General features: G+C 61.5%; 21 protein-coding genes. 7 read left to right on the top strand and 14 right to left on the bottom strand.

The window, feature by feature from the left end; all coding sequences use genetic code 11:
* Positions 1–262: 262 nt before the first annotated feature.
* Positions 263–703 carry a hypothetical protein gene (locus tag ACYAS9_RS06865; RefSeq protein ID WP_463567567.1) on the bottom strand — a complete coding sequence of 147 codons (441 nt, stop codon included), beginning with the start codon at positions 701–703 and terminating at the stop codon, positions 263–265.
* Here ACYAS9_RS06865 and trmL point away from each other — a divergent pair.
* Positions 702–1,157: a tRNA (uridine(34)/cytosine(34)/5-carboxymethylaminomethyluridine(34)-2'-O)-methyltransferase TrmL gene (trmL, locus tag ACYAS9_RS06860; RefSeq protein ID WP_463567566.1), complete on the top strand. Its 456-nt coding sequence runs from the start codon at positions 702–704 to the stop codon at positions 1,155–1,157. The genes ACYAS9_RS06865 and trmL overlap by 2 nt on opposite strands.
* 70 nt (positions 1,158–1,227) lie before the next feature.
* Here the strand turns inward: trmL and secB are convergent, their stop codons facing one another.
* From secB to ACYAS9_RS06845, 3 genes are read right to left on the bottom strand one after another with little or no spacing between them, the layout of a single operon-like run.
* Positions 1,228–1,713 carry a protein-export chaperone SecB gene (gene secB / locus ACYAS9_RS06855; RefSeq protein WP_463567565.1) on the bottom strand — a complete coding sequence of 162 codons (486 nt, stop codon included), beginning with the start codon at positions 1,711–1,713 and terminating at the stop codon, positions 1,228–1,230.
* Positions 1,714–1,758: 45 nt separating this feature from the next.
* Positions 1,759–2,013: a glutaredoxin 3 gene (grxC, locus tag ACYAS9_RS06850; RefSeq protein WP_463567564.1), complete on the bottom strand. Its 255-nt coding sequence runs from the start codon at positions 2,011–2,013 to the stop codon at positions 1,759–1,761.
* 1 nt (position 2,014) lies between these two features.
* On the bottom strand, positions 2,015–2,428 hold the full coding sequence (locus ACYAS9_RS06845; protein WP_463567563.1) for a rhodanese-like domain-containing protein: 414 nt from the start codon (positions 2,426–2,428) through the stop codon (positions 2,015–2,017).
* Between the two features lie 194 nt (positions 2,429–2,622).
* Here ACYAS9_RS06845 and gpmI point away from each other — a divergent pair, with 194 nt between their 5' ends.
* The 4 genes from gpmI to ACYAS9_RS06825 all read left to right on the top strand — a co-directional run bounded on the left by gpmI (position 2,623) and on the right by ACYAS9_RS06825 (position 7,759).
* A complete protein-coding gene (gene gpmI, locus ACYAS9_RS06840) occupies positions 2,623–4,155 on the top strand; it encodes a 2,3-bisphosphoglycerate-independent phosphoglycerate mutase (protein WP_463567562.1) in 1,533 nt (510 codons plus the stop codon).
* A 119-nt stretch (positions 4,156–4,274) separates the two neighbouring features.
* The gene (locus ACYAS9_RS06835) at positions 4,275–5,627 is read left to right on the top strand and encodes a murein hydrolase activator EnvC family protein (protein ID WP_463567561.1); all 1,353 of its coding nucleotides are present in this window, start codon (positions 4,275–4,277) and stop codon (positions 5,625–5,627) included.
* Between the two features lie 33 nt (positions 5,628–5,660).
* Positions 5,661–6,980: a S41 family peptidase gene (locus ACYAS9_RS06830; protein ID WP_463567560.1), complete on the top strand. Its 1,320-nt coding sequence runs from the start codon at positions 5,661–5,663 to the stop codon at positions 6,978–6,980.
* Positions 6,980–7,759 carry a divergent polysaccharide deacetylase family protein gene (locus ACYAS9_RS06825; protein WP_463567559.1) on the top strand — a complete coding sequence of 260 codons (780 nt, stop codon included), beginning with the start codon at positions 6,980–6,982 and terminating at the stop codon, positions 7,757–7,759. The genes ACYAS9_RS06830 and ACYAS9_RS06825 overlap by 1 nt, the downstream gene beginning before the upstream one ends.
* Positions 7,760–7,782: 23 nt before the next feature.
* Here the strand turns inward: ACYAS9_RS06825 and ACYAS9_RS06820 are convergent, their stop codons facing one another.
* The 9 genes from ACYAS9_RS06820 to ACYAS9_RS06780 all read right to left on the bottom strand — a co-directional run bounded on the left by ACYAS9_RS06820 (position 7,783) and on the right by ACYAS9_RS06780 (position 15,436).
* On the bottom strand, positions 7,783–8,541 hold the full coding sequence (locus ACYAS9_RS06820; RefSeq protein WP_463567558.1) for a substrate-binding periplasmic protein: 759 nt from the start codon (positions 8,539–8,541) through the stop codon (positions 7,783–7,785).
* A gap of 99 nt (positions 8,542–8,640) precedes the next feature.
* The gene (hisF, locus tag ACYAS9_RS06815; protein WP_459747769.1) at positions 8,641–9,411 is read right to left on the bottom strand and encodes an imidazole glycerol phosphate synthase subunit HisF; all 771 of its coding nucleotides are present in this window, start codon (positions 9,409–9,411) and stop codon (positions 8,641–8,643) included.
* Between the two features lie 140 nt (positions 9,412–9,551).
* Entirely contained in the window at positions 9,552–10,292 is a 741-nt protein-coding gene (gene hisA / locus ACYAS9_RS06810; RefSeq protein ID WP_463567557.1) for a 1-(5-phosphoribosyl)-5-[(5-phosphoribosylamino)methylideneamino]imidazole-4-carboxamide isomerase, read from the bottom strand.
* Between the two features lie 107 nt (positions 10,293–10,399).
* Positions 10,400–11,038, bottom strand: a complete 639-nt coding sequence (gene hisH, locus ACYAS9_RS06805) for an imidazole glycerol phosphate synthase subunit HisH (protein ID WP_463567556.1) — start codon at positions 11,036–11,038, stop codon at positions 10,400–10,402.
* Complete coding sequence (gene hisB, locus ACYAS9_RS06800; protein ID WP_459747766.1) at positions 11,038–11,631, bottom strand: imidazoleglycerol-phosphate dehydratase HisB; 594 nt, start codon at positions 11,629–11,631, stop codon at positions 11,038–11,040. Before hisB ends, hisH begins: the two co-directional genes overlap by 1 nt.
* A 98-nt stretch (positions 11,632–11,729) precedes the next feature.
* On the bottom strand, positions 11,730–12,119 hold the full coding sequence (locus ACYAS9_RS06795; protein ID WP_463567555.1) for a VOC family protein: 390 nt from the start codon (positions 12,117–12,119) through the stop codon (positions 11,730–11,732).
* 781 nt (positions 12,120–12,900) lie between these two features.
* A complete protein-coding gene (locus ACYAS9_RS06790) occupies positions 12,901–14,100 on the bottom strand; it encodes an amino acid aminotransferase (protein ID WP_463567554.1) in 1,200 nt (399 codons plus the stop codon).
* 27 nt (positions 14,101–14,127) lie between these two features.
* A complete protein-coding gene (locus ACYAS9_RS06785) occupies positions 14,128–14,751 on the bottom strand; it encodes a YitT family protein (protein WP_463567553.1) in 624 nt (207 codons plus the stop codon).
* A gap of 193 nt (positions 14,752–14,944) precedes the next feature.
* Positions 14,945–15,436, bottom strand: coding sequence for an Lrp/AsnC family transcriptional regulator (locus ACYAS9_RS06780; RefSeq protein WP_459747762.1), 492 nt, complete (start codon positions 15,434–15,436; stop codon positions 14,945–14,947).
* Positions 15,437–15,628: 192 nt separating this feature from the next.
* On the opposite strand from ACYAS9_RS06780, the gene ACYAS9_RS06775 reads away from it, so the two are divergent.
* Complete coding sequence (locus tag ACYAS9_RS06775) at positions 15,629–16,990, top strand: amino acid permease (RefSeq protein WP_463567552.1); 1,362 nt, start codon at positions 15,629–15,631, stop codon at positions 16,988–16,990.
* Between the two features lie 178 nt (positions 16,991–17,168).
* Here the strand turns inward: ACYAS9_RS06775 and ACYAS9_RS06770 are convergent, their stop codons facing one another.
* Positions 17,169–18,830: an OFA family MFS transporter gene (locus ACYAS9_RS06770; RefSeq protein ID WP_463567551.1), complete on the bottom strand. Its 1,662-nt coding sequence runs from the start codon at positions 18,828–18,830 to the stop codon at positions 17,169–17,171.
* Positions 18,831–19,259: 429 nt separating this feature from the next.
* Between ACYAS9_RS06770 and ACYAS9_RS06765 the strand changes: the two genes are divergently transcribed.
* The gene (locus ACYAS9_RS06765; RefSeq protein ID WP_463567550.1) at positions 19,260–21,491 is read left to right on the top strand and encodes an AsmA family protein; all 2,232 of its coding nucleotides are present in this window, start codon (positions 19,260–19,262) and stop codon (positions 21,489–21,491) included.
* The last annotated feature ends 8 nt before the right edge of the window (positions 21,492–21,499 follow it).

The following is a 21,499-nucleotide window of genomic DNA, read 5'->3' as shown; positions in this document are numbered from 1 at the left end:
CAACGATCGTGCATCACCTTGGGGGCATGGACGGCGCCGGTGCGCCATTAGCGTGCAAAAACCTGCGTAATCGGTGCTGAAGAAGCGTGTCGAGGCCGGGCAACCTGAATCGACACGTGCCAAACCCCCTGTTGAACAAGGCCTGCAGGATTTTTTACAGGCAGCGTAAAGAAAATTCCAAAACTGGCACGCCACCTGCAACAACTCTTGTACCTACCAGTTTTGGGGGCCTTGGTACAGGCAGGCCGGGGATTCCCCTCTTTTATTGCTCTTGGAGGCTGACTTCCAGCCTCCAGCGCCCGTCCACCTCGGCAGCGTTCCAGTTGCCGTGCAGTGGGCGGGTCGCCAGCAGCGTCAGCACCAATCCTTTATCCGCACGTTGCAGCGTCCAGCGCGTAACCTTGCCGTCGCCGCGCAACTGGCCGTTCCATGGCTGTCCGGTCGCGTCCAGGCGCAGCACGATGGCACCATCGACCGTCTCGCCCTGAACCGTTGGCTCTTCGTTGAACCACAGCGCCAGTCCTGCGGGTAACTCTTCGATCTGTTGCAGTTCAACCGGGTCCGATTGCTGAACCCGGCCAATCATCATGCCCACCGAAAACCCGACGATGGCGATCGAGCCCAATACACGCGGCCAGAACTTCGGCCTGGGGTCTTCTTCAGGGGTAGAATGCATCCCGTCCTTTCGTTCGGAGCCGTGCATGTTTCACGTCATCCTTTTTCAACCAGAAATTCCGCCGAATACCGGCAATGTCATCAGGCTGTGCGCCAACAGTGGCTGCACCCTGCATTTGATCGAGCCGCTGGGTTTCGAGCTGGACGACAAGCGCCTGCGCCGCGCCGGGCTCGATTACCACGAGTATGCCACGCTGCAAACCCACGCCGACTTGCCCAGCTGTCTGGAAAAGATCGGCCATCCGCGGCTGTTCGCCTTTACCACCAAGGGCTCGCAGCCCTTTCACGAGGTCAGCTTTCAGCCGGGCGATGCGTTTATCTTCGGCCCGGAAAGCCGTGGCCTGCCCGGTGAGCTGCTCGACACGTTCAGCAGCGACCGACGCCTGCGCCTGCCGATGCGTGAAGGCTGCCGCAGCCTGAACCTGTCCAACACCGTGGCGGTGGCCGTTTACGAGGCCTGGCGCCAGCAAGGCTTTGCCTGACGAACCCGCGCTGAAGGCCACCCACAAAAAAGCGCCCGTAAAGGCGCTTTTTTGTGGGCGTAAGACCGGCTTAAGCCGACGGTGCTTCGCCAGCCTGTTGCAGACGCTGCAGCTCTTGGGCGTACAGGGCGTCGAAGTTCACCGGGGCCAGCATCAGCGCCGGGAACGAACCACGCACGACCAGGCTGTCGATGGTTTCGCGAGCGTACGGGAACAGAATGTTCGGGCAGAACGCGCCCAGGGTGTGGCTCATCGACGATGGGTCCAGACCTTTGATCAGGAAGATACCGGCCTGCTGCACTTCAACGATGAAGGCAACTTCGTCAGCGTTGTTGACGGTGACCGACAGGGTCAGCACGACTTCGTAGAAATCGTTTTCCAGCTGCTTTTGACGGGTGTTCAGGTCCAGGCTGACCGAAGGGGTCCATTCCTGACGGAAGATGGCCGGGCTCTTCGGGGCTTCGAACGACAGGTCGCGAACATAGATACGCTGCAGGCTGAACTGCGGTGCGTCTTCTTCGTTGGCAACGGCGCCGTTGGTGGTTTGTTCGGTCATGTCGGATCCTTCTCGAATAGTAAGGGGCTTAACTTAACAGGTGAATCAGCCAAGGAGCAGCGCATCGAGCTTGCCGGCGCGCTCCAGAGCGAACAGGTCATCACAGCCGCCCACGTGGGTTGAGCCGATCCAGATCTGCGGAACCGAGGTGCGTCCGGCTTTCTGGGCCATTTCTGCACGCACCTGGGGTTTGCCATCGACGCGAATTTCTTCGAAGGCTACGTTCTTCTTGCCGAGCAACTGCTTGGCACGAATGCAATACGGGCAATAGTCACTGGAATAAACAAGAACGTTGGCCATATCACTTCACCAACGGCAGGTTGTCACCGCGCCAGCTGGAGATGCCGCCCGACAGCTTGGCCGCCTTGAAACCGGCCTTGATCAGCTCGCCTGCGGTGCTGCCGGCGCTCTGGCCATGGGCATCGACCAGAATCAGGGTCTTGTCCTTGTACTTTTGCAGGTCGGCGGTGCGGGTCAGGATTTTTTCCTGTGGATAATTCAGCGCGCCAACGATGTGGCCGGCGGCGAAATCCTTGGTCGAACGCACGTCAATGATCACGCCCTGGTCGCTGTTGACCAGTGCGGTCAGCTCGCCGGTGGTGACGCCGCGCGCGCCCTTGCTTACCTCGTAGGCGATCAGCAGGGCCAGCAGAATCACGAAAGCGCCTGTGATCAGGTAGTGGTGGGTGACGAATTCAAGCAGGTGAGCAACCATGTCCAGTTTCCAGGGCGTTAAAATGCCGGCCAGTATACACAGCACCCAAGGTCGGCCAAAGTCTCCCCGACGGTGACGCGACGGGAACTTGTCCCTAAAATGCCTATCCTTTTCTTACTTCCCATTTTGCCAAGCAGGCAGCTTGAAACCGGGTCAGCCTATCCGGTTCATGCGGCCAGCAAACGAGGGTTTCCATGACTGCCACCGCAAAACCACTGGTTCTGATCATTCTCGACGGCTTCGGCCACAGCGAGAACCCTGAAGGCAACGCCATTCTGGCGGCCCGTATGCCAGTCATGGATCGCCTCTATGCCACCAAACCACACGGCCTGATCTCCGGCTCCGGCATGGACGTGGGCCTGCCGGACGGGCAAATGGGCAACTCTGAAGTCGGGCACATGAACCTGGGCGCCGGCCGTGTGGTGTATCAGGACTTCACCCGGGTGACCAAGGCCATTCGCGACGGCGAGTTCTTCGAGAACCCGACCATTTGCGCTGCGGTGGACAAGGCTGTGGGTGCCGGCAAGGCCGTGCACATCATGGGCCTGTTGTCCGACGGCGGCGTACACAGCCACCAGGATCATCTGGTCGCCATGGCAGAACTGGCGGTCAAACGTGGCGCCGAGAAAATCTACCTGCACGCCTTTCTCGATGGTCGTGACACACCGCCGCGCAGCGCCCAGTCGTCGCTGGAACTGCTCGACAACGCCTTCGCCCGCCTGGGCAAGGGCCGTACCGCCACGATCATTGGCCGCTTCTTCGCCATGGACCGCGACAACCGCTGGGACCGTGTTTCGGCGGCCTACAACCTGATCGTCGACGGCAAGGCCGAGTTTCACGCAGACAGCGCCGTGGCCGGCCTTGAAGCGGCCTATGCACGCGATGAGAGCGACGAATTCGTCAAGCCGACGGCCATTGGCGAGTCGGTGCAGGTCGAGGACGGCGACGCCGTGGTGTTCATGAACTTCCGCGCCGACCGCGCCCGTGAACTGAGCCGGGTGTTCGTCGAGGACGATTTCAGCGATTTTGCCCGTGCCCGCCAGCCGAAAATCAATTACGTGATGCTCACGCAGTACTCGGCCAGCATCAAGGCACCGTCGGCGTTCGCGCCCGGAAGCCTGAAAAACGTGCTGGGCCAGTACCTGGCCGATAACGGCAAGACCCAGCTGCGCATCGCCGAGACCGAGAAATATGCGCACGTGACCTTCTTCTTTTCCGGTGGCCGTGAAGAGCCGTTTCCGGGTGAAGAGCGCATCCTGATCCCGTCGCCGAAAGTCGCCACCTACGACCTGCAGCCGGAAATGAGCGCACCGGAAGTCACCGACAAGATCGTCGACGCCATCGAACACCAACGCTACGACGTGATCGTCGTCAACTACGCCAACGGTGACATGGTCGGCCACAGCGGCGTGATGGCCGCAGCGGTCAAGGCTGTCGAATGCCTGGATGAATGCCTGGGCCGTATCACCACGGCACTGGACAAGGTCGGCGGCGAAGCCCTGATCACGGCCGACCATGGCAACGTCGAGCAGATGACCGACGACCATACCGGGCAAGCCCACACGGCGCACACCTCGGAGCCGGTACCGTTCATTTACTTCGGCAACAAGCCACTGAAAGTCCGTGAAGGCGGCGTGCTGGCCGACGTGGCACCGACATTGCTGCATCTGCTGGGCATGGAAAAGCCTGAAGAAATGAGCGGGCACTCGATTCTGGTGGGTAAATAAAGACCCTGCGGTGACCTGATGCCAACCCGGCATCAGGTCACCGGACATTTGTTTTACCAGACATGACGGGCATACTAAGCCCATCGTTTTTTCACCCCTGCTCGGTATCGCTCATCCACATGTTTCGCGCCCTGATCACTCTTGTTCTGATCTGTATGCTCAACCCGGCATTTGCCGAGGATGAACGTGCCCAGACCCAAAAACAGATAGACGCCGCGCGCCAGGACGTTGCTGAGCTGCAAAAGGTGCTCAACAAGCTTCAGGCCGAAAAGAGCGGGGTCCAGAAAGACCTGCGCACGACCGAAACCGAAATGGGTAAGCTGGAAAAGCAGGTCGAGGTCCTGCAAAACGAACTAAAAAAGACCGAAGTCGAGCTGCAAAGGCTCGACCATGAAAAGAAAAACCTGGGTGACGCAAAGCGTGAACAGCAACGCCTGATCGCCATCCAGGCCCGTGCCGCCTATCAGGGTGGCCGGCAGGAATACCTCAAGCTGCTGCTCAACCAGCAGCACCCGGAAAAATTCGCCCGTACCCTCACCTACTACGACTACCTGAGCAAGGCGCGTACCGAGCAGTTGCGCCAGTTCAACGAGACGCTGCGCCAGCTGGCCGGGGTCGAAAAAGACATCGACCTGCAACAGGCGCAGTTGCTGGTGCAGAAAAGCGATCTCGAAAGCCGTGGCCAGGAACTGGGCAAGGTGCGCGAAGAGCGCCAGAAAGTACTGGCCAGGATCAATCAGGACTACAAGGCCGGCGACCAGAAGCTACAGGCGCGCCAGCAGGATCAGGCCGAACTGAATAATGTCCTCAAGACCATCGAGGAAACCCTCGCACGTCAGGCCCGTGAAGCCGAAGAAGCGCGCCAGAAAGCGCTGATCGCAGCGCGAGAGGCTGAAGCCGAAGCGCAACGCCAGCGTGAGCGCGAACAACAGCGCCAGCGCGAGGCTCTGGCCCGCAATGAACGTGAAAACCGCCGCGACACCAGGGTCGAGACTGAACCCGCCCCGTCGCGCCCGGTCCAACCCGCGGGCCCCGCGGTGTCCAGCGGCGGTGCCACCTATGGCGGCGCTTTTGCAGAGGCCAAAGGTAAACTTCCTTGGCCAATCAATGGTCGACTGCTTGCACGCTTCGGTGAAGCACGCGGCGACGATGAACGTTCGCGCTGGGATGGCGTGATGATCAGCGCCACCGCAGGCAGCCAGGTACGCGCCGTACACGGCGGGCGCGTGGTGTTCGCCGACTGGTTGCGCGGCTCCGGACTTCTGGTCATTCTCGATCATGGCAATGGTTATCTGACCCTGTACGGGCACAACCAGAGCCTGCTCAAGGAGGCCGGTGACATCGTCAAGGCCGGTGAAGCCATCGCCACAGCCGGCAACAGTGGTGGTCAGGACACAGCAGCGCTGTATTTCGCCATACGTCAGCAGGGTCGCCCCAGCGATCCGGCCCAATGGTGTCGCACTCAAGGATAAGTCGGCATCACTTTCTTCAGGAGCTTGTCAGACATGCAGCATCTGTCCCGCCTCACCTCGCTGGCCCTGGCGATTGCCCTCGTGGTCGGCGCACCGCTGGCGCTGGCCGCCGAAAAAACCGCGCCAGCCCAGGCAGTCGCCCCGGCCAACGCCAAGCCACCGTTGCCGCTGGACGAGCTGCGCACCTTTGCCGAGGTGCTCGACCGGGTGAAAGCAGCCTACGTCGAGCCGGTCGACGACAAGACCCTGCTGGAGAACGCGATCAAGGGCATGCTCAGCAACCTTGATCCGCACTCGGCCTATCTGGGCCCGGAAGATTTCCAGGAGCTGCAGGAAAGCACCAGCGGTGAATTCGGCGGCCTGGGCATCGAAGTCGGCGTTGAAGACGGCTTCGTCAAAGTGGTCTCGCCCATCGACGACACCCCGGCTTCCAAGGCGGGCATCGAGGCCGGTGACCTGATCGTCAAGATCAACGGCGCGCCGACCCAGGGCCAGACCATGCAGGAAGCGGTCGACAAGATGCGTGGCAAGATCGGTGAAAAAATCACCCTGACCCTGGTGCGCGACGGCGGTAACCCGTTCGACGTGACCCTGGCGCGCGCGACCATTCAGGTCAAGAGCGTCAAGGCGCAGCTGCTTGAAAGCGGCTACGGCTATATCCGCATCACCCAGTTCCAGGTCAAGACCGGCGACGAGGTCGGCAAGGCGCTGGCCAAGATGCGCAAGGACAACGGCAACAAGAAGCTCAGCGGCGTGATCCTCGACCTGCGCAATAACCCCGGCGGCGTGCTGCAATCGGCGGTGGCCGTAGCCGACCACTTCCTGACCAAGGGCATGATCGTCTACACCAAGGGCCGCATCGCCAACTCCGAGCTGCGCTTCTATGCCGATCCGGCCGACGCCAGCGAAGGCGTGCCACTGGCCGTGCTGATCAATGGCGGCAGCGCCTCGGCGTCGGAAATCGTCGCCGGCGCCCTGCAAGACCAGAAGCGCGGCATCCTGATGGGCACCGACACCTTCGGTAAAGGCTCGGTGCAAACCGTGCTGCCGCTGAACAACGACCGCGCCCTGAAGATCACTACCGCGCTGTATTACACCCCCAACGGCCGTTCGATCCAGGCTCAGGGCATCAACCCGGACATCGTGGTGCGCCGCGCCAAGCTGACCAGCGAAGCCGACGGCGAGAACTACCGCGAAGCCGACCTGCTGGGCCACCTGGGCAATGGCAACGGCGGCGCCGACAAGCCCACCGTCAAGAGCGCACCTGGCAAGGCACGGCCGCAGGATGAGGATTACCAGCTCAATCAGGCGCTCAGCCTGCTCAAGGGCCTGAGTATCACCCGCGGTAACTGATGCGCCGGTTCCCCAGACTGAGGCTGGCGCTGACGTTACTGCTTGCAGCCGTAACGTTCAGTGCCGCCGGCCAACCGCCCAAACGCGCCTACCTGAGCGTGATCATCGATGACCTGGGCCAGAACCCGGCCAGGGACAGCCGTACCCTGGCCCTGCCGGGACCGGTGACGCTGGCGATCATGCCCGACACGCCGCACGCCACCGACTTTGCCCATCAAGGCCACAAGGCCGGCAAGACCGTGATCCTGCACATGCCCATGGACCCGGCCACCGGCCCTTATGCCTGGCACCCCGGTTTGCCGACCAGTGAACTGCAAAGCCGCCTGGACGCCGCCCTGCTCAAGGTGCCGTTTGCCGCCGGCGTCAATAACCACATGGGCAGCCGCATGACCGCCGAACCTGAGGCGATGGGCTGGCTGATGAGCGAGTTGCAGCGTCGGCATCTGTTCTTCATCGACAGCCGCACCAGTGCGAAAACCGTGGCCGCAGCGCAAGCGCAGAAGATCGGGCTGGCCAGCCTGTCGCGGGATGTATTTCTTGATGATGAGCGCACCAGCGAAGCCATTACCCGGCAGCTGCACAGCGCCATCCGCCTGGCCCGCGAACAGGGCAGCGCGGTGGTGATCGGCCACCCTTATCCGGTCACGCTCGAGGTGCTGGAGCGCGAACTGCCCAAGCTCAAGGATCAAGGTGTGGAATGGATCGAGCTGAGCCACATGATCAGCCTGCGCAGTAACAGGGCCATGAACGGCCATGGCAAAGACGGCGTGTATCGCTAAGCGCCGATTGCTGTCGCGCAGCCCTACAGATACTTGTCCGTGATCTGCTCGATCACGCCTTCGGCGCGCAGCTGGTCGAGGGCTTTTTGCAGGCGATCTACCAGCGGTTGCGGCGTTTCCTTGTTAAGCGCCAGGTACAGCTCGGCCTTCTTGAAACGCAGCACGGTCTTGAGCCCGGTAATGCCGTCCTGGCGCGCCAGCCAGCGGCCGACCGGGTCGGCGGTGGCCCACAGATCGAGTTGACCGTTGGCCAGCCGGCGCGGGTTGTCCTGGTCGCGCAGCATCAGGACCGGATCGAACCCCTTGAGCAATAAATGCTCGGCCAGGGCATCGCCCTTGTAGGCGCCGACGCGGTAGCTTTTGGCTTGTTCAAGATCGGTAAGGGCAACGATAGGGCTGTCGGCGCGGGCCAGCAGCACCCACTCGACCGGGGCAATCGGCCCGACCCATTTGAACAGTGGCTCGCGCTCAGGCGTGCGCACCGTGGAGAACACGGCGTAACCGGGGTTTTCCAGGGCCAGCTTGTAGACCCGCTCCCAGGGGAAGCGCAGCGTCAGGTTGTATTCGACACCGGCGCGCTTGAAGGTCTCGCGCATGATCTGCACCGAGATACCGTCGAGGTTGTCGTCCTGGGCAAAGTTCTTGCCGTCGACCGCCATGTTGTAGGGCGGGTAGTTCTCGGTCAGCAGGACGATCTTGCGAATTCCCGCCTCGCCGCCGCGCGCCACAGAACTTAGAAACGGGATCAGACCCAGCAGTACAAGCAGAAGACCCTTGAGCATATTCCGGGACTCGAACATGACGACCGCAGAAGAGTGCCGCGAACCAAGAGGGCTGTCTACCGGGACGAACGCTTTTGCCCGCCCCGGCAGTCAATCGTTTCAGCGCACCACGATACCGCGCTGGGCCATGTAGGCCTTGGCTTCGGGCACGGTGTACTCGCCGAAGTGGAAAATGCTCGCCGCCAGCACCGCGCTGGCGTGGCCTTCCAGCACGCCGGCCGCCAGGTGTTCCAGGTTGCCGACGCCGCCGGAGGCGATCACCGGAATGCCCAGCGCATCGCTGATGGCGCGGGTCACGCCCAGGTCGAAGCCGTTCTTCATGCCGTCCTGGTCCATGCTGGTCAGCAGGATTTCACCGGCGCCCAGGCCTTCCATCTTCTTCGCCCATTCCACGGCATCGAGGCCGGTCGGCTTGCGGCCGCCATGGGTGAAGATTTCCCAGCGCGGGGTTTCGCCCGGTCCCGAGACCTTCTTGGCGTCGATGGCCACCACGATGCACTGCGAGCCAAACCGTGCAGCGGCCTCGCCGACGAACTCCGGGTTGAACACCGCTGCGGTGTTGATCGAGACCTTGTCGGCACCGGCATTGAGCAGGTTGCGGATGTCCATCACCGTGCGCACGCCGCCACCGACGGTCAGCGGGATGAACACCTGGCTGGCCATGCGCTCGACGGTATGCAGCGTGGTGTCACGGCCATCGACGCTGGCGGTGATGTCCAGAAAGGTGATTTCGTCCGCGCCTTGCTCGTTGTAACGCCGGGCGATTTCTACCGGGTCACCGGCATCGCGGATGTTCTCGAACTTGACGCCCTTGACCACACGACCGTTGTCGACGTCCAGGCAAGGGATGATGCGTTTGGCCAAAGCCATGAGGTCAATCTCCGGTACCGGTAGGAGCGCGCTTGCCCGCGACTGAGCGCAAAGCGCTCACAGAAATCTATGAAACGCTGGAATTTTACGACTGCTGACGCAGCCGGTCGCGGGCAAGCGCGCTCCTACAACAGCTGTTCTCAGTCGGCTTTATAGTTGTCGCAAAAGGCCTGGGCCTCGGCGACGTCCAGGGTGCCTTCGTAGATCGCACGGCCGGTGATCGCGCCGATGATGCCTGGGGTTTTTGCATCCAGCAGGGCCTTGATGTCGCCCAGGTTATGGATGCCGCCCGAGGCGATCACCGGAATCCGCGTAGCCTGCGCCAGCGCTGCGGTGAACGGCACGTTGCAGCCTTGCATCATGCCGTCCTTGGCGATGTCGGTGTAGACGATCGCCGACACGCCATCAGCCTCGAAACGCTTGGCCAGATCGATGACCTGCACCGAGCTGATCTCGGCCCAGCCGTCGGTGGCGACGAAGCCGTCTTTTGCGTCCAGGCCCACGATCACCTTGCCGGGGAATGCACGGCAGGCTTCGGCCACGAACTCAGGCTGCTTGACCGCCTTGGTGCCGATGATCACGTAGCTGACGCCGGCCTTGACGTAGTGCTCGATGGTTTCCAGCGAACGAATGCCGCCGCCGATCTGGATCGGCAGGTGCGGGTAACGCTTGGCAATGGCCGTGACCACTTCACCATTGACCGGCTGGCCTTCGAAGGCGCCGTTCAGGTCGACCAGGTGCAGACGACGGCAACCGCCCTCGACCCACTTGGCGGCCATGCTCACCGGGTCATCGGAAAACACCGTGGAATCTTCCATGCGGCCCTGACGCAGACGCACACAGGCGCCGTCTTTGAGGTCGATTGCAGGAATGATCAGCATTCTTTTTCCTTCGTAAAAAACAGCGGCAAGCTTCAAGCGCTAGCTACAAGCGTGCGTAGTTATCGATTCTTGCAGCGTGAAGCTCAAGGCTTGCAGCTGCTGTCTGTTTACCAGCGCCCGTCCCACGCCACGAAGTTCTGCAGCAATTGCAGACCGTGGGTATGGCTTTTCTCGGGGTGGAATTGCACGGCAAAGCGCGAACCATCGGCCAGTGCGGCGGCGAAATCAACGCCGTAGTGCCCGCGACCGACGACCTGACGCGCATTCGCCGCCGCGATGTAGTAGCTGTGCACGAAGTAGAAACGCGCCAGGTCCGGAATGTCGTGCCACAGCGGGTGATCGACTGCCTGGCTGACCTGGTTCCAGCCCATGTGCGGCACCTTGAGGTGCTCGCCGTCTTCGTGCAGGTCCTTGCCGAAGAACTTCACCTGGCCTGGAAACACACCGATGCAGTCGACACCGTCGTTCTCTTCGCTGCGATCGAGCAAGGCCTGCATGCCGACGCAGATACCGAGAAACGGACGGTCCTTGCTGACCTCGCGCACCAGCTCGTCAAAGCCCAGGCGGCGGATCTCGGCCATGCAGTCGCGGATCGCACCGACGCCGGGGAATACAACGCGGTCGGCTTCACGAATGACCTTGGCGTCGCTGCTGATCACGACCTTGCCGGCGCCTACGTGCTCAAGCGCCTTGGCGACCGAGTGCAGGTTGCCCATGCCGTAATCGATAACTGCCACTGTCTGCATCAGAGCACACCCTTGGTCGACGGCATTTGCCCGGCCATGCGGTCATCGAGTTCGATGGCCATGCGCAGCGCGCGACCGAACGCCTTGAAGACGGTTTCGATCTGGTGGTGGGTGTTGGTGCCGCGCAGGTTGTCGATGTGCAGGCTGACCAGCGCGTGGTTGACGAAGCCCTGGAAGAACTCCTGGAACAGGTCGACATCGAAACGCCCGACCACCGCACGGGTGTACGGCACGTGCATCTGCAGGCCCGGACGGCCCGAGAAGTCGATGACCACACGCGACAGCGCTTCATCGAGCGGCACATAGGCATGGCCATAACGACGGATGCCTTTCTTGTCGCCGATCGCCTTGGCGAAGGCCTGGCCCAGAGTAATGCCGACGTCCTCCACGGTATGGTGGTCGTCGATGTCCAGGTCGCCCTTGCACTCGATATCCAGGTCGATCAGCCCGTGCCGGGCGATCTGGTCAAGCATGTGCTCAAGGAACGGAACACCGATATCGAATCGGGCCTTTCCGGTGCCATCCAGGTTGATCGAGACCTTGATCTGGGTTTCCAGAGTATCGCGTTCGACGGATACCTTACGTTCGGCCATCACCAGCTCCGCAAAATCAGTAGCGAAAAAGGCGAGCATTATAGGCCTAGAAGCGCCCGGCATGAAGCTGAGAGACGACTGGAGGGCGATTTAATCCATTAACCGATCGGGGAGCACAACTCGACCAGCGTGCCATCCGGGCAACGGACATACGACACGGTCTGGCCCCAAGGCTTGGTCTGCGGACCGGAAAGCTCGGTGGCACCGGCCGCCAGGGCACGTGCGTGGGCAGCAGGGACATCGCCGGTGACCAGCCCGACCTCCATGCCCAAGGGCTTGATCGAGGTGCGGGCCGAGACGTGTCCGGTGCTGAAATTCAGCGCTGCCAGCTCATCGGCGGCGAAGGCCAGCGCGGTTTCGCCGGTTTCCAGCTCGCCGTAGGTCCCGGACTCGTGGAGAAAGCGGGTAGCCAGTCCGAAGGCCTCGTTGAAAAACGCCAGTGAGGCCGAGACATCCGCAACGTAAATGATCGTGTAGCCGAACTTCATGCAATGGACTCCTTGTCATTGATAACGCAGCACCCCGTAGGCGCGGATTTATCCGCGAAGATGCTACGCAATTTGTGCCGTACTCAGTATCAAGGCCCGCCCAAACTCTGTGGGAGGGGGCGCAAGCTCGCGAATGCGAAGGTGCAGTCACCCCATTGGCAAGCGGCGCCCAAGCCGGCCTGATAAAACCGGCCCGTAGGACCGACTTTAGTCGGGAACGCATACGCCGCAATTTTGTGGTGATGGCTTTCGCTGCTAAAGCAGCTCCTACGCAATGTGTGTCGTACTCAGTACCAAGGCCCGACCAAAATCCGTGGGAGTGAGCGCCAGCTCGCGAATGCGAAGGTGCAGTCACCCCATTGGCAAGCAGCCCCCAGGCCGGCCTGATAAAACCGGCCCGTAGGACCGACTTTAGTCGGGAACGCATACGCCGCAATTTTGTGGTGATGGCCTTCGCTGCTAAAGCAGCTCCTACGCAATGTGTGTCGTACTCAGTACCAAGGCCCGCCCAAAATCCGTGGGAGTGAGCGCCAGCTCGCGAAGGCGAAGGTGCAGTCACCCCATTGGCAAGCAGCCCTCAGGCCGGCCTGATAAAACCGGCCCGTAGGACCGACTTTAGTCCGGAACGCATACGCCGCAATTTTGTGGTGATGGCCTTCGCTGCTAAAGCAGCTCCTACGCAATGTGTGTCGTACTCAGTATCAACGCCAGAATGCGCGAAGCCTTGAAGGCTGACGCGCATTTGGCTTGAGAACACAGTTGCCAGGGGTTCGATTCCAGTTTATTTCGAGAACAGGCTGGCAATCGCGGTGGCGACTTTGTCGACGTTGGCTTCGTTCAGGCCCGACAGGCACAGGCGGCCGCTGCGCACCAGGTAGACGCCGTGCGTGTTGCGCAGCTCATCGACCTGCTCGCCGGTCAGGCCGGTGTAGCTGAACATGCCGTGCTGGCGGGTGATGAAGCTGAAATCCTGCTGCGGGGCTTTCTCGGCCAGTACTGCCACCAGGCGCTCGCGCATCTGGATGATGCGCACGCGCATGGCTTCGACTTCGGCCAGCCAGTCCTGGCGCAGGGCCGGCGTGTTGAGCACGCGGGCAACGATCTGCGCGCCGTGTACCGGTGGGCTGGAGTAGTTGCGGCGCACGGTGGCCTTGAGCTGGCCCAGGACACGCTCGGCCAGTTCGGCGTCTTCGCAGACCACCGACAGGCCGCCGACGCGCTCGCCGTATAGCGAGAAGATTTTCGAGAACGAGTTGCTCACCAGCGTGGTGACGCCAGCCTCGGCCATCGCACGGATCGCGTAGGCGTCCTGTTCCATGCCGGCGCCGAAGCCCTGGTAGGCAATGTCCATGAACGCGATCAGCTCATTACGCTTGGCAACCTCGATCACCTTGTCCCATTGCTCGGTGCTCAGATCAGCACCAGTCGGGTTGTGGCAGCACGGGTGCAGCAGCACGATGCTGCGCGCCGGCAGGCCTTGCAGGGCAGCCAGCATGGCGTCGAAGTCGACACCGCCGGTGCGCTTGTCGAAGTACGGGTAGGTGTTGACCTTGAAGCCCGCGCCGCCAAACAGCGCGATGTGGTTTTCCCAGGTCGGATCGCTGACCCAGACCTGCGATTCAGGAAACGCATACTTGAGGAAATCGGCACCGACCTTCAGTGCGCCCGAGCCGCCGACGGTCTGGATGGTCGCGATACGGCCAGCCTTGAGCAGCGGGTGTTCGGCACCGAACAGCAGGGTCTGGATTGCCTGGCGATATGGCGCCAGGCCCTCCATCGGCAGGTACACACAGGCGGCCTGCTCGCCGGCATCGAGTTCGTGCTGGGCGCGTACGGCGGTGTCCAGGCGCGGGATGCGGCCCTCGGCGTCATAGTAAAGACCAATGCTCAGATTGACCTTGTCGGTGCGCGGATCCTTGCCAAAGGTTTCCATCAGCGAAAGGATCGGGTCACCGGCGTACGACTCCACGTGGGCAAGCATGCGGACAAACTCCTGAAGGTAGATGAATCAGGCCGAGTAACGGTCGGCTCTGTGGTTCTGCGCAATGATGAAGTTCAGCAATACGGCGCCAAGCACCGAAAACAGCAGGACCGGCCCGCTGATAAAGCTCAAGGACGCCACCAGCACGCAGATATCCACTGCCATCTGCGACCAGCCCGCCTTGAAGCCATAACGGTCCTGAATATACAGGGCAAGGATGTTAACACCACCCAGACTGGCCTTGTGCCGGAACATCATCAGGAAACCGACGCCCAGCAGCGCGTTGCCGATCAGGGCGGCATACAGCGGCTGCAACTGGTCGATATGGATGAACTGGCCATGGAAATCGGAGAAGAACGACACCAGCCCCACCGCACAAAAGGTCTTGAGCGTGAAGGCCAGACCCATGCGCCGCAGGGCCAGGTAATAGAACGGCAGGTTGAGCGCAAAGAACGCCATGCCGAACGGCACGGCGTAGCTGTAATGCAGAAACAGCGCGATGCCTGCCGTGCCGCCGGTCATCACCCCGGCCTGGCGCAGCAGCAACAAGGCGAAAGAGATCATCGCCGTGGCGATGACGATCGCGAGGATGTCTTCCTGGAGCGAGTGCCGGGTGTTCAGGCGTTTGTCAGAGGCAACGGTCGTGGTCATGGTGCAGCTCGGGAGGGATCGGGGGTCAGGAGCGTCAGCGTCTTCGATCCCTGAACAACGCTTCGCTCACACAATGAGCGCCAATATTAACCAATAAGACCGTTACCCGCGAATACATGTTTATAGACGCACGGAATAATCACCAAATAAAAACAGGGTGCATCTTTTACGCGCTCCAATAATCTTTAATGCATCAAGACAGTGCAGCCTTTGCCTCTTCGGCCACAATCACCACGCTGTTTTCTTTTAAACGTTCCAGCACCACAGCCGTCTTGATATGCGCGACGCTGTCGCTGGCGGTGATCAACTCCATAAGCCGGTTAAGGCTGTCCAGGTCCGCCACGGCGACCTTGAGTGTGTAGTCCGCATCGCCGGTGGTTTTATAGGCATCGATGATCGAATGCAGGCTCGCCACCAGCGACTGAAAGCGCTCGCGGTGCTCGGTACGGTGGCTGATCAGGCGCACCTCGATCATCGCCAGCACCTCGCGGCCCAAGGCTTGCGGGGCAATACGGGCGTGGTAACCGAGGATCAGGTGGTTGTGCTCCAGACCGATGCGGCGTCGAGAACACTGCGAAGCCGAAAGGCCGACCAGATCACTGAGTTCCTGATTTGTCAGTCGGCCATTGGCTTGCAACAGCGTCAGAATTTTCAGATCGAAGTCGTCGATTTCATTTATTTTCATTAAGACGTTCGTCCAGGCTTGATATAGATCCAGGTCGCAAAGCCTATCAGCTTAATTGAACTATCCGTGAGCCGGCGCAGGGTGCAGAATCACGCCCCTGCAAAATGGCACCTGCCTTGCTATATCCATTTCGTTACAAGAGCCCAGCCATTAACTACTGGGCCAATCCGTCATTCACTCACGGGGATTCCAATGACCCAACCTGCACAGCCTGAACCGCTAAAGCGCGGCTTGAAGAACAGGCACATTCAGTTGATTGCTCTGGGCGGCGCCATCGGCACCGGCTTGTTCCTGGGCGTCGCGCACACCGTCAGCATGGCCGGTCCTTCAGTGATCCTGGGCTATGCGGTGGCCGGCCTGATCGCGTTTTTCATCATGCGCCAGCTCGGCGAAATGGCCGTCGAAGAGCCGGTGGCCGGCACCTTCAGCCACTTCGCCAACCGCTACTGGGGCCCGAAGGCGGGCTTTATGTCGGGCTGGAACTACTGGGTGCTGTATGTACTGGTGGGCATGGCCGAACTGACCGCCGTGGGCGTGTACGTGCAGTACTGGTGGCCGGATATGCCGACCTGGGCATCGGCGGCGATCTTTTTCGTGATCATCAACCTGATCAACCTGACCAGCGTGAAGATCTTCGGCGAGATGGAGTTCTGGTTCTCGATCATCAAGGTGCTGGCCATCGTCAGCATGATCGTGTTCGGCGCCTGGCTGCTGGCCAGCGGCACCGGCGGCCCGCAGGCCTCGATTGCCAACCTGTGGCAGCACGACGGCTTCTTCCCGCACGGCGTCAAAGGCCTGCTGATGGCCATGGCCTTCATCATGTTCTCGTTCGGTGGCCTGGAGCTGATCGGCATCACCGCCGCCGAGGCCCAGGACCCGCAGCGCAGCATCCCGAAAGCCACCAACCAGGTGATCTACCGCATCCTGATTTTCTATGTGGGCGCCCTGACCGTGCTGCTGAGCCTGTACCCGTGGCAGAACGTGGTCACCGGCGGCAGCCCGTTCGTGCTGATCTTCCATGACCTGAACAGCAACTTCGTGGCCACGCTGCTTAACGTCGTGGTGCTGACCGCCGCGCTGTCGGTCTACAACAGCTGCGTGTACAGCAACAGCCGCATGATGTTCGGCCTGGCTGCCCAGGGCAACGCGCCCAAGGCCATGCTCAAGGTCAACGCCCGCGGCGTGCCGATCAATGCGCTGCTGGTCTCGGCCTTCGCCACCGGCCTGTGCGTGCTGATCAACTACGTGATGCCCGGCGAAGCCTTCAAACTGTTGATGGCGCTGGTGGTTGCCTCGCTGGTGATCAACTGGGTGCTGATCACCCTCACCCACCTGAAGTTTCGCGCGGCCAAGCGCCAGGCCGGCCAGGTCACGCGCTTTCAGAGCTGGGGTTATCCGGCCACCAACTACATCTGCCTGGCGTTCTTGCTGGGGATTCTGGTGATCATGTACCTGACGCCGGGCATCAGCAGCTCGGTGATCGCGATGCCGCTCTGGCTGGCGGTGCTGGCCGTGGCCTACCAGCTCAAGAGCAAGGCAGCCAAGGTGATCTGACCTTTGTACCGCCCATGAAAAAAGCGCCTGCGAAGGCGCTTTTTTCATTTGGCTATACCGAACCCTGTAGGACCGACTTTAGTCGGGAAGCAGACTCCGCCGACTTCCAGCATCTGCGTCATTCGCGGCTAAAGCCGCTCCTACGACGCCCCTCCAATAGCGGTGGGGCGCCCGACGGTCAGTTAAACAGCACCGCCGTCTTCTGCAAGGTCACCCACACGCCCCACGCCAGCGGGATGCCCACCGCCAGCCAGGCAGCGATCACGAACGGCGCACTGCCAGCAGCGGCTTTCCATTCCAGTACCGCAGCGGTGCCGGTGCTCTTGTCGTGGCCAATGGCGCGCTCGGCGGCCAGTTCGGCGTCGGTCATGAAGTACTTGTCGGCCACCGGACGAATCAGCAGGTTGCAGACAAAGCCCAGCACCAGCAGACCCGCGAGGATGTACAGGGTGATGTCATAGGCATCGGCCCGTGCCACGCCATGGCTCAGCTGGTATTCGCGCAGGTAGTTGACCAGCACCGGACCCAGCACGCCGGCCGCAGCCCAGGCGGTCAGCAGGCGACCGTGAATCGCACCGACCATTTGCGTACCGAACAGGTCAGCCAGGTAAGCCGGCACGGTGGCGAAACCGCCGCCGTACATCGACAGCACCACACAGAAGGCGCCCACGAACAGCGCGATGCTGCCCAGGTGACCCAGCGTCGGTACCGAGGCGTACAGCACAAAGCCCAGGGCGAAGAACACAAAGTAGGTGGCCTTGCGACCGATGTAGTCCGAGCACGAGGCCCAGAAGAAGCGTCCACCGATGTTGAACAGGCTCAACAGGCCGGTGAAGCCCGCCGCGATGGCGGCGATGGCCTTGAGCTGGTCGGCGTTCAGTTCACTGAAGGTCAGCGTGTTGCCCAGCAACTTGCCGGCAAACACTTCCTGCAGCAGCGGCGAAGCCATGCCGAGAATACCGATACCCGCCGAAACGTTCAGGCACAGCACCAGCCACACCAGACGGAACTGCGGGGTTTTCCAGGCCACGCTGACGTGCACATGGCGGTCGGTGATCATCTGGTTGTTGGCTTTCTTGGCCGGCGCCGTCCAGCCTTCAGGTTTCCAGCCGGTCGGCGGCACGCGGTAGCCCAGGGCACCGCCCATCATGAACACGAAGTAGATCAGGGCCATGACCACGAAGCTCTGCCACACACCGACGCTGTCAGCGGTCGCGAAGTGGTTCATCAGTGCAGTCGCCAGCGGCGCACCGACCATCGCACCACCCCCGAAGCCCATGATCGCCATACCGGTAGCCATGCCGCGCTTGTCCGGGAACCACTTGATCAGGGTCGACACCGGCGAGATATAGCCCAGGCCCAGGCCGATACCGCCGATCACGCCGGAGCCGAGCCACATCAGCCAGATCTGGTGGGTATGAATACCCAGCGCCGAAATCAGCAGACCGCCACACCAGCACAGTGCCGAGACGACACCGGCCTTGCGTGGGCCGGCGTGTTCCAGCCAGCCGCCCCAGATGGCTGCCGAGCAGCCCAGGAAGATGAAGAACAGCGTGTAGATCCAGCCCAGCATCGAGATCTGCCAGTCGCAGGTCGAGGCAAACATCTGGGCAAAAAAGCCCATGTCGGGGGTGCAGGCAACCGGCTTGGAAATGCCGATGGCCTTGGACAACGGCAACCAGAACACCGAAAAGCCATACGCCATGCCGATGCACAGGTGAATGGCCAGGGCGGCCGGTGGAACCAGCCAGCGGTTAAAACCGGGCTTGGCAATAATGCGCTCTTTCGACAAGAACGCAGACGGGGCGGAGTGGCCACCCAACGCTGTGCTTGTACTCATTGTTATAACCCCAATGTAAGGAATGCTCGCAAGGACGACGCCGCCGATAACCCCTGACTTTCCCTTGAACGGAAGTCCATGACGTTGTTATTCAATGGGTTACGGTGATATGGCAAAAAGCCGCATCTGGTCGGCGATGGCGCAAGATTAGCACTTACCGAGGCAATTAAAGTGTTTTGTTACATGTTTTTTATTAAGTGATCAATACGATCTATCTATCACTTAATAGATATAACCGATAAGCAGTAGTTGCCAAATGGCAAAGCGTTTTAATGCTGAAACATGGACAAAGAGCATAGAGGGCTATAGCAGTTTGCGCCTGCCCTTTTCCACCGGGCCGGCCATTCCCGCACCTGCGCCCGCCGCCGCGACGAGATCGGTATACTCTCTGACCTAATTTCAACTGATCGACCACAAGGATCCCCGCCCATGAAAGCGTTCGGCAAAATCCTGGGGCTCTTCGTCCTCGGGTTGTTGCTGATCATCGTGGCTCTCGGCTTTGCCTTGACCCATCTGTTTGATCCCAACGACTACAAAGACGAAATCCGCCAGCTGGCCCGCGACAAGGCCAATATCGAACTGACCCTCAACGGCGATATCGGCTGGAGCCTGTTTCCGTGGCTGGGCCTGGAGCTGCATGACGCACAGGTCGCGACCCTGAAAGCACCGACCCAGCCGTTTGCCGACCTGCAGATGCTCGGCCTGTCGGTGCGCGTGCTGCCGTTGCTGCGCCGTGAAGTGCAGATGAGCGATATTCGCGTCGAAGGCCTGAACCTGATTCTGCTGCGCGACAAGAACGGCCATGGCAACTGGGAAGACATCGGCAAGCCGGCCAGCAGCCCCGAGCAGGCGGCAGCACAACCCGCCGACGGCACGCCAGCGGCGCCCAGCGCGCCGGAAAAACCTTCGCGGCCGCTCAAGCTCGACATCGACAGCCTGACCGTCAACAACGCCCGCGTGCAGTACACCGACGAAGCCGCCGGCAAGACCTACAGCGCCGAGAGCATTCAGCTCAGCACCGGCTCGGTACGCGAAGGCGCGGACATCGCCCTCAAGCTCACCGCCTTCCTGAACGCCAACCAGCCCGCAGTGCGTGCGCGCACCGAACTGGTCGGCAACCTGCGCCTGGATCGCGCGCTCAAGCGTTATCAGTTCGAAGACATGCGCTTGTCGGGCGAACTGGCCGGCGAGCCGCTGCAAGGCAAGACCGTCACCTTCGTCGCCCAAGGCCAGTTACTGGCCGATCTGGCGGCCAACGTCGCCGAATGGACCAGCCTGAAGGTATCCGCCAATCAGCTGCGCGCCCTGGGCGAACTGCACGTCCGCGAGCTGGACAAGACCCCGCAGATCAGCGGCGGCCTGTCGATTGCGCAGTTTGACCTGCGCACCTTCATGGACGGCATCGGCCAGCCGCTGCCAGCCATGGGCGACGGCGCGCTGAGCAAGATCGAGATGGTCACCCGCCTGAGCGGCACACCGAACAGCCTGATTCTCGATCAGCTCAACCTCAAGCTCGACGACAGCACCTTCACCGGGCGCATCGCCGTCGAAGACTTCGCCCGCCAGGCGCTGCGCCTGCAACTGAAGGCCGACACCTTCAACGCCGACCGCTATCGCCCGGCCGAAAGCGAAACTACCAAGGGCAACAAGGCTGCGCGCCAGGCCGAAGTGCAAGGCAGCGAAGCCGCCGCCATAGCCGGTGCCGGCACCACGCCGCTGCCTGAACAGCCGAGCAAGGCCGCCTGGAGCACTGACAAGCTGCTGCCGCTGGAGCGCCTGCGCAGCCTGGACGTGGAAGCCGACCTGAGCTTCGGCAAGCTGATCGCCAACAAACTGCCGATCGACAACGCCGCGCTCAAGACCCAGGCCGCCGGCGGTTTGATCCGCATCGACAGCCTGCGCGGCGACCTCTACAACGGCAACTTCGAGGTCAAGGGCAACCTGGATGCACGTCAGGACATTCCGACCTTGAGCGTACAGACCCGCACCGCCAAAGTGCCGGTCGAGCGCGTGCTGGAAAGCCAGGGCCAGACCCCGCCGGTGCGCGGCCAGTTGACCCTCAACAGCGACCTGAGCGGCAAGGGCAACAGTCAAAAGGCCCTGATCGACAACCTCAACGGCACCGCCAGCTTCACCGTGAACAACGGTGTGCTGGTCAACGCCAACCTCGAACAGCAACTGTGCCAGGGCATCGCCTTCCTCAACCGCAAACCGCTGACCGGCGAACCGCGCGGCAAGGACACCCCGTTCCAGCAACTGGGCGGCAGCCTGGTGATCCGCAACGGCATGGCCAGCAACCCAGACCTCAAGGCGCGCATTCCCGGCCTGACCGTCAACGGCCGTGGCGACATCGACCTGCGCGTGCTGGGCATGGACTACCGCGTGGGCATCATCATCGAAGGCGACAAGAGCGAGATGCCCGACCCGGGTTGCCAGGTCAACGAGCGCTATGTCGGCCTGGAATGGCCAATGCGCTGCCGTGGCCCGCTGGAGCTGGGCGCCAAGGCCTGCCGTGTGGAGAAAGAAGGCCTGGGCCAGATCGCCGCCAAGTTGCTCGGCGACGAAGCGCGCAACAAGCTGAACGACAAGATTGACGAAAAACTGGGCGACAAGGTCAGCCCGGAACTCAAAGACGCACTCAAAGGGCTGTTCAATCGATGAATGCTGCA

The sequence above is a fragment of the Pseudomonas sp. HP_08 genome, assembly GCF_055284095.1.
This window is presented reverse-complemented; position numbering and strand designations above follow the sequence as displayed.

Excerpts from the sequence above, each read along its gene's own strand:
- trmL (WP_463567566.1), top strand. The coding sequence starts at position 702 with ATGTTTCACGTCATCCTTTTTCAACCAGAAATTCCGCCGAATACCGGC.
- ACYAS9_RS06865 (WP_463567567.1), bottom strand. The coding sequence starts at position 703 with ATGCACGGCTCCGAACGAAAGGACGGGATGCATTCTACCCCTGAAGAA.
- secB (WP_463567565.1), bottom strand. The coding sequence starts at position 1,713 with ATGACCGAACAAACCACCAACGGCGCCGTTGCCAACGAAGAAGACGCA.
- grxC (WP_463567564.1), bottom strand. The coding sequence starts at position 2,013 with ATGGCCAACGTTCTTGTTTATTCCAGTGACTATTGCCCGTATTGCATT.
- ACYAS9_RS06845 (WP_463567563.1), bottom strand. The coding sequence starts at position 2,428 with ATGGTTGCTCACCTGCTTGAATTCGTCACCCACCACTACCTGATCACA.
- gpmI (WP_463567562.1), top strand. The coding sequence starts at position 2,623 with ATGACTGCCACCGCAAAACCACTGGTTCTGATCATTCTCGACGGCTTC.
- ACYAS9_RS06835 (WP_463567561.1), top strand. The coding sequence starts at position 4,275 with ATGTTTCGCGCCCTGATCACTCTTGTTCTGATCTGTATGCTCAACCCG.
- ACYAS9_RS06830 (WP_463567560.1), top strand. The coding sequence starts at position 5,661 with ATGCAGCATCTGTCCCGCCTCACCTCGCTGGCCCTGGCGATTGCCCTC.
- ACYAS9_RS06825 (WP_463567559.1), top strand. The coding sequence starts at position 6,980 with ATGCGCCGGTTCCCCAGACTGAGGCTGGCGCTGACGTTACTGCTTGCA.
- ACYAS9_RS06820 (WP_463567558.1), bottom strand. The coding sequence starts at position 8,541 with ATGCTCAAGGGTCTTCTGCTTGTACTGCTGGGTCTGATCCCGTTTCTA.
- hisF (WP_459747769.1), bottom strand. The coding sequence starts at position 9,411 with ATGGCTTTGGCCAAACGCATCATCCCTTGCCTGGACGTCGACAACGGT.
- hisA (WP_463567557.1), bottom strand. The coding sequence starts at position 10,292 with ATGCTGATCATTCCTGCAATCGACCTCAAAGACGGCGCCTGTGTGCGT.
- hisH (WP_463567556.1), bottom strand. The coding sequence starts at position 11,038 with ATGCAGACAGTGGCAGTTATCGATTACGGCATGGGCAACCTGCACTCG.
- hisB (WP_459747766.1), bottom strand. The coding sequence starts at position 11,631 with ATGGCCGAACGTAAGGTATCCGTCGAACGCGATACTCTGGAAACCCAG.
- ACYAS9_RS06795 (WP_463567555.1), bottom strand. The coding sequence starts at position 12,119 with ATGAAGTTCGGCTACACGATCATTTACGTTGCGGATGTCTCGGCCTCA.
- ACYAS9_RS06790 (WP_463567554.1), bottom strand. The coding sequence starts at position 14,100 with ATGCTTGCCCACGTGGAGTCGTACGCCGGTGACCCGATCCTTTCGCTG.
- ACYAS9_RS06785 (WP_463567553.1), bottom strand. The coding sequence starts at position 14,751 with ATGACCACGACCGTTGCCTCTGACAAACGCCTGAACACCCGGCACTCG.
- ACYAS9_RS06780 (WP_459747762.1), bottom strand. The coding sequence starts at position 15,436 with ATGAAAATAAATGAAATCGACGACTTCGATCTGAAAATTCTGACGCTG.
- ACYAS9_RS06775 (WP_463567552.1), top strand. The coding sequence starts at position 15,629 with ATGACCCAACCTGCACAGCCTGAACCGCTAAAGCGCGGCTTGAAGAAC.
- ACYAS9_RS06770 (WP_463567551.1), bottom strand. The coding sequence starts at position 18,830 with ATGAGTACAAGCACAGCGTTGGGTGGCCACTCCGCCCCGTCTGCGTTC.
- ACYAS9_RS06765 (WP_463567550.1), top strand. The coding sequence starts at position 19,260 with ATGAAAGCGTTCGGCAAAATCCTGGGGCTCTTCGTCCTCGGGTTGTTG.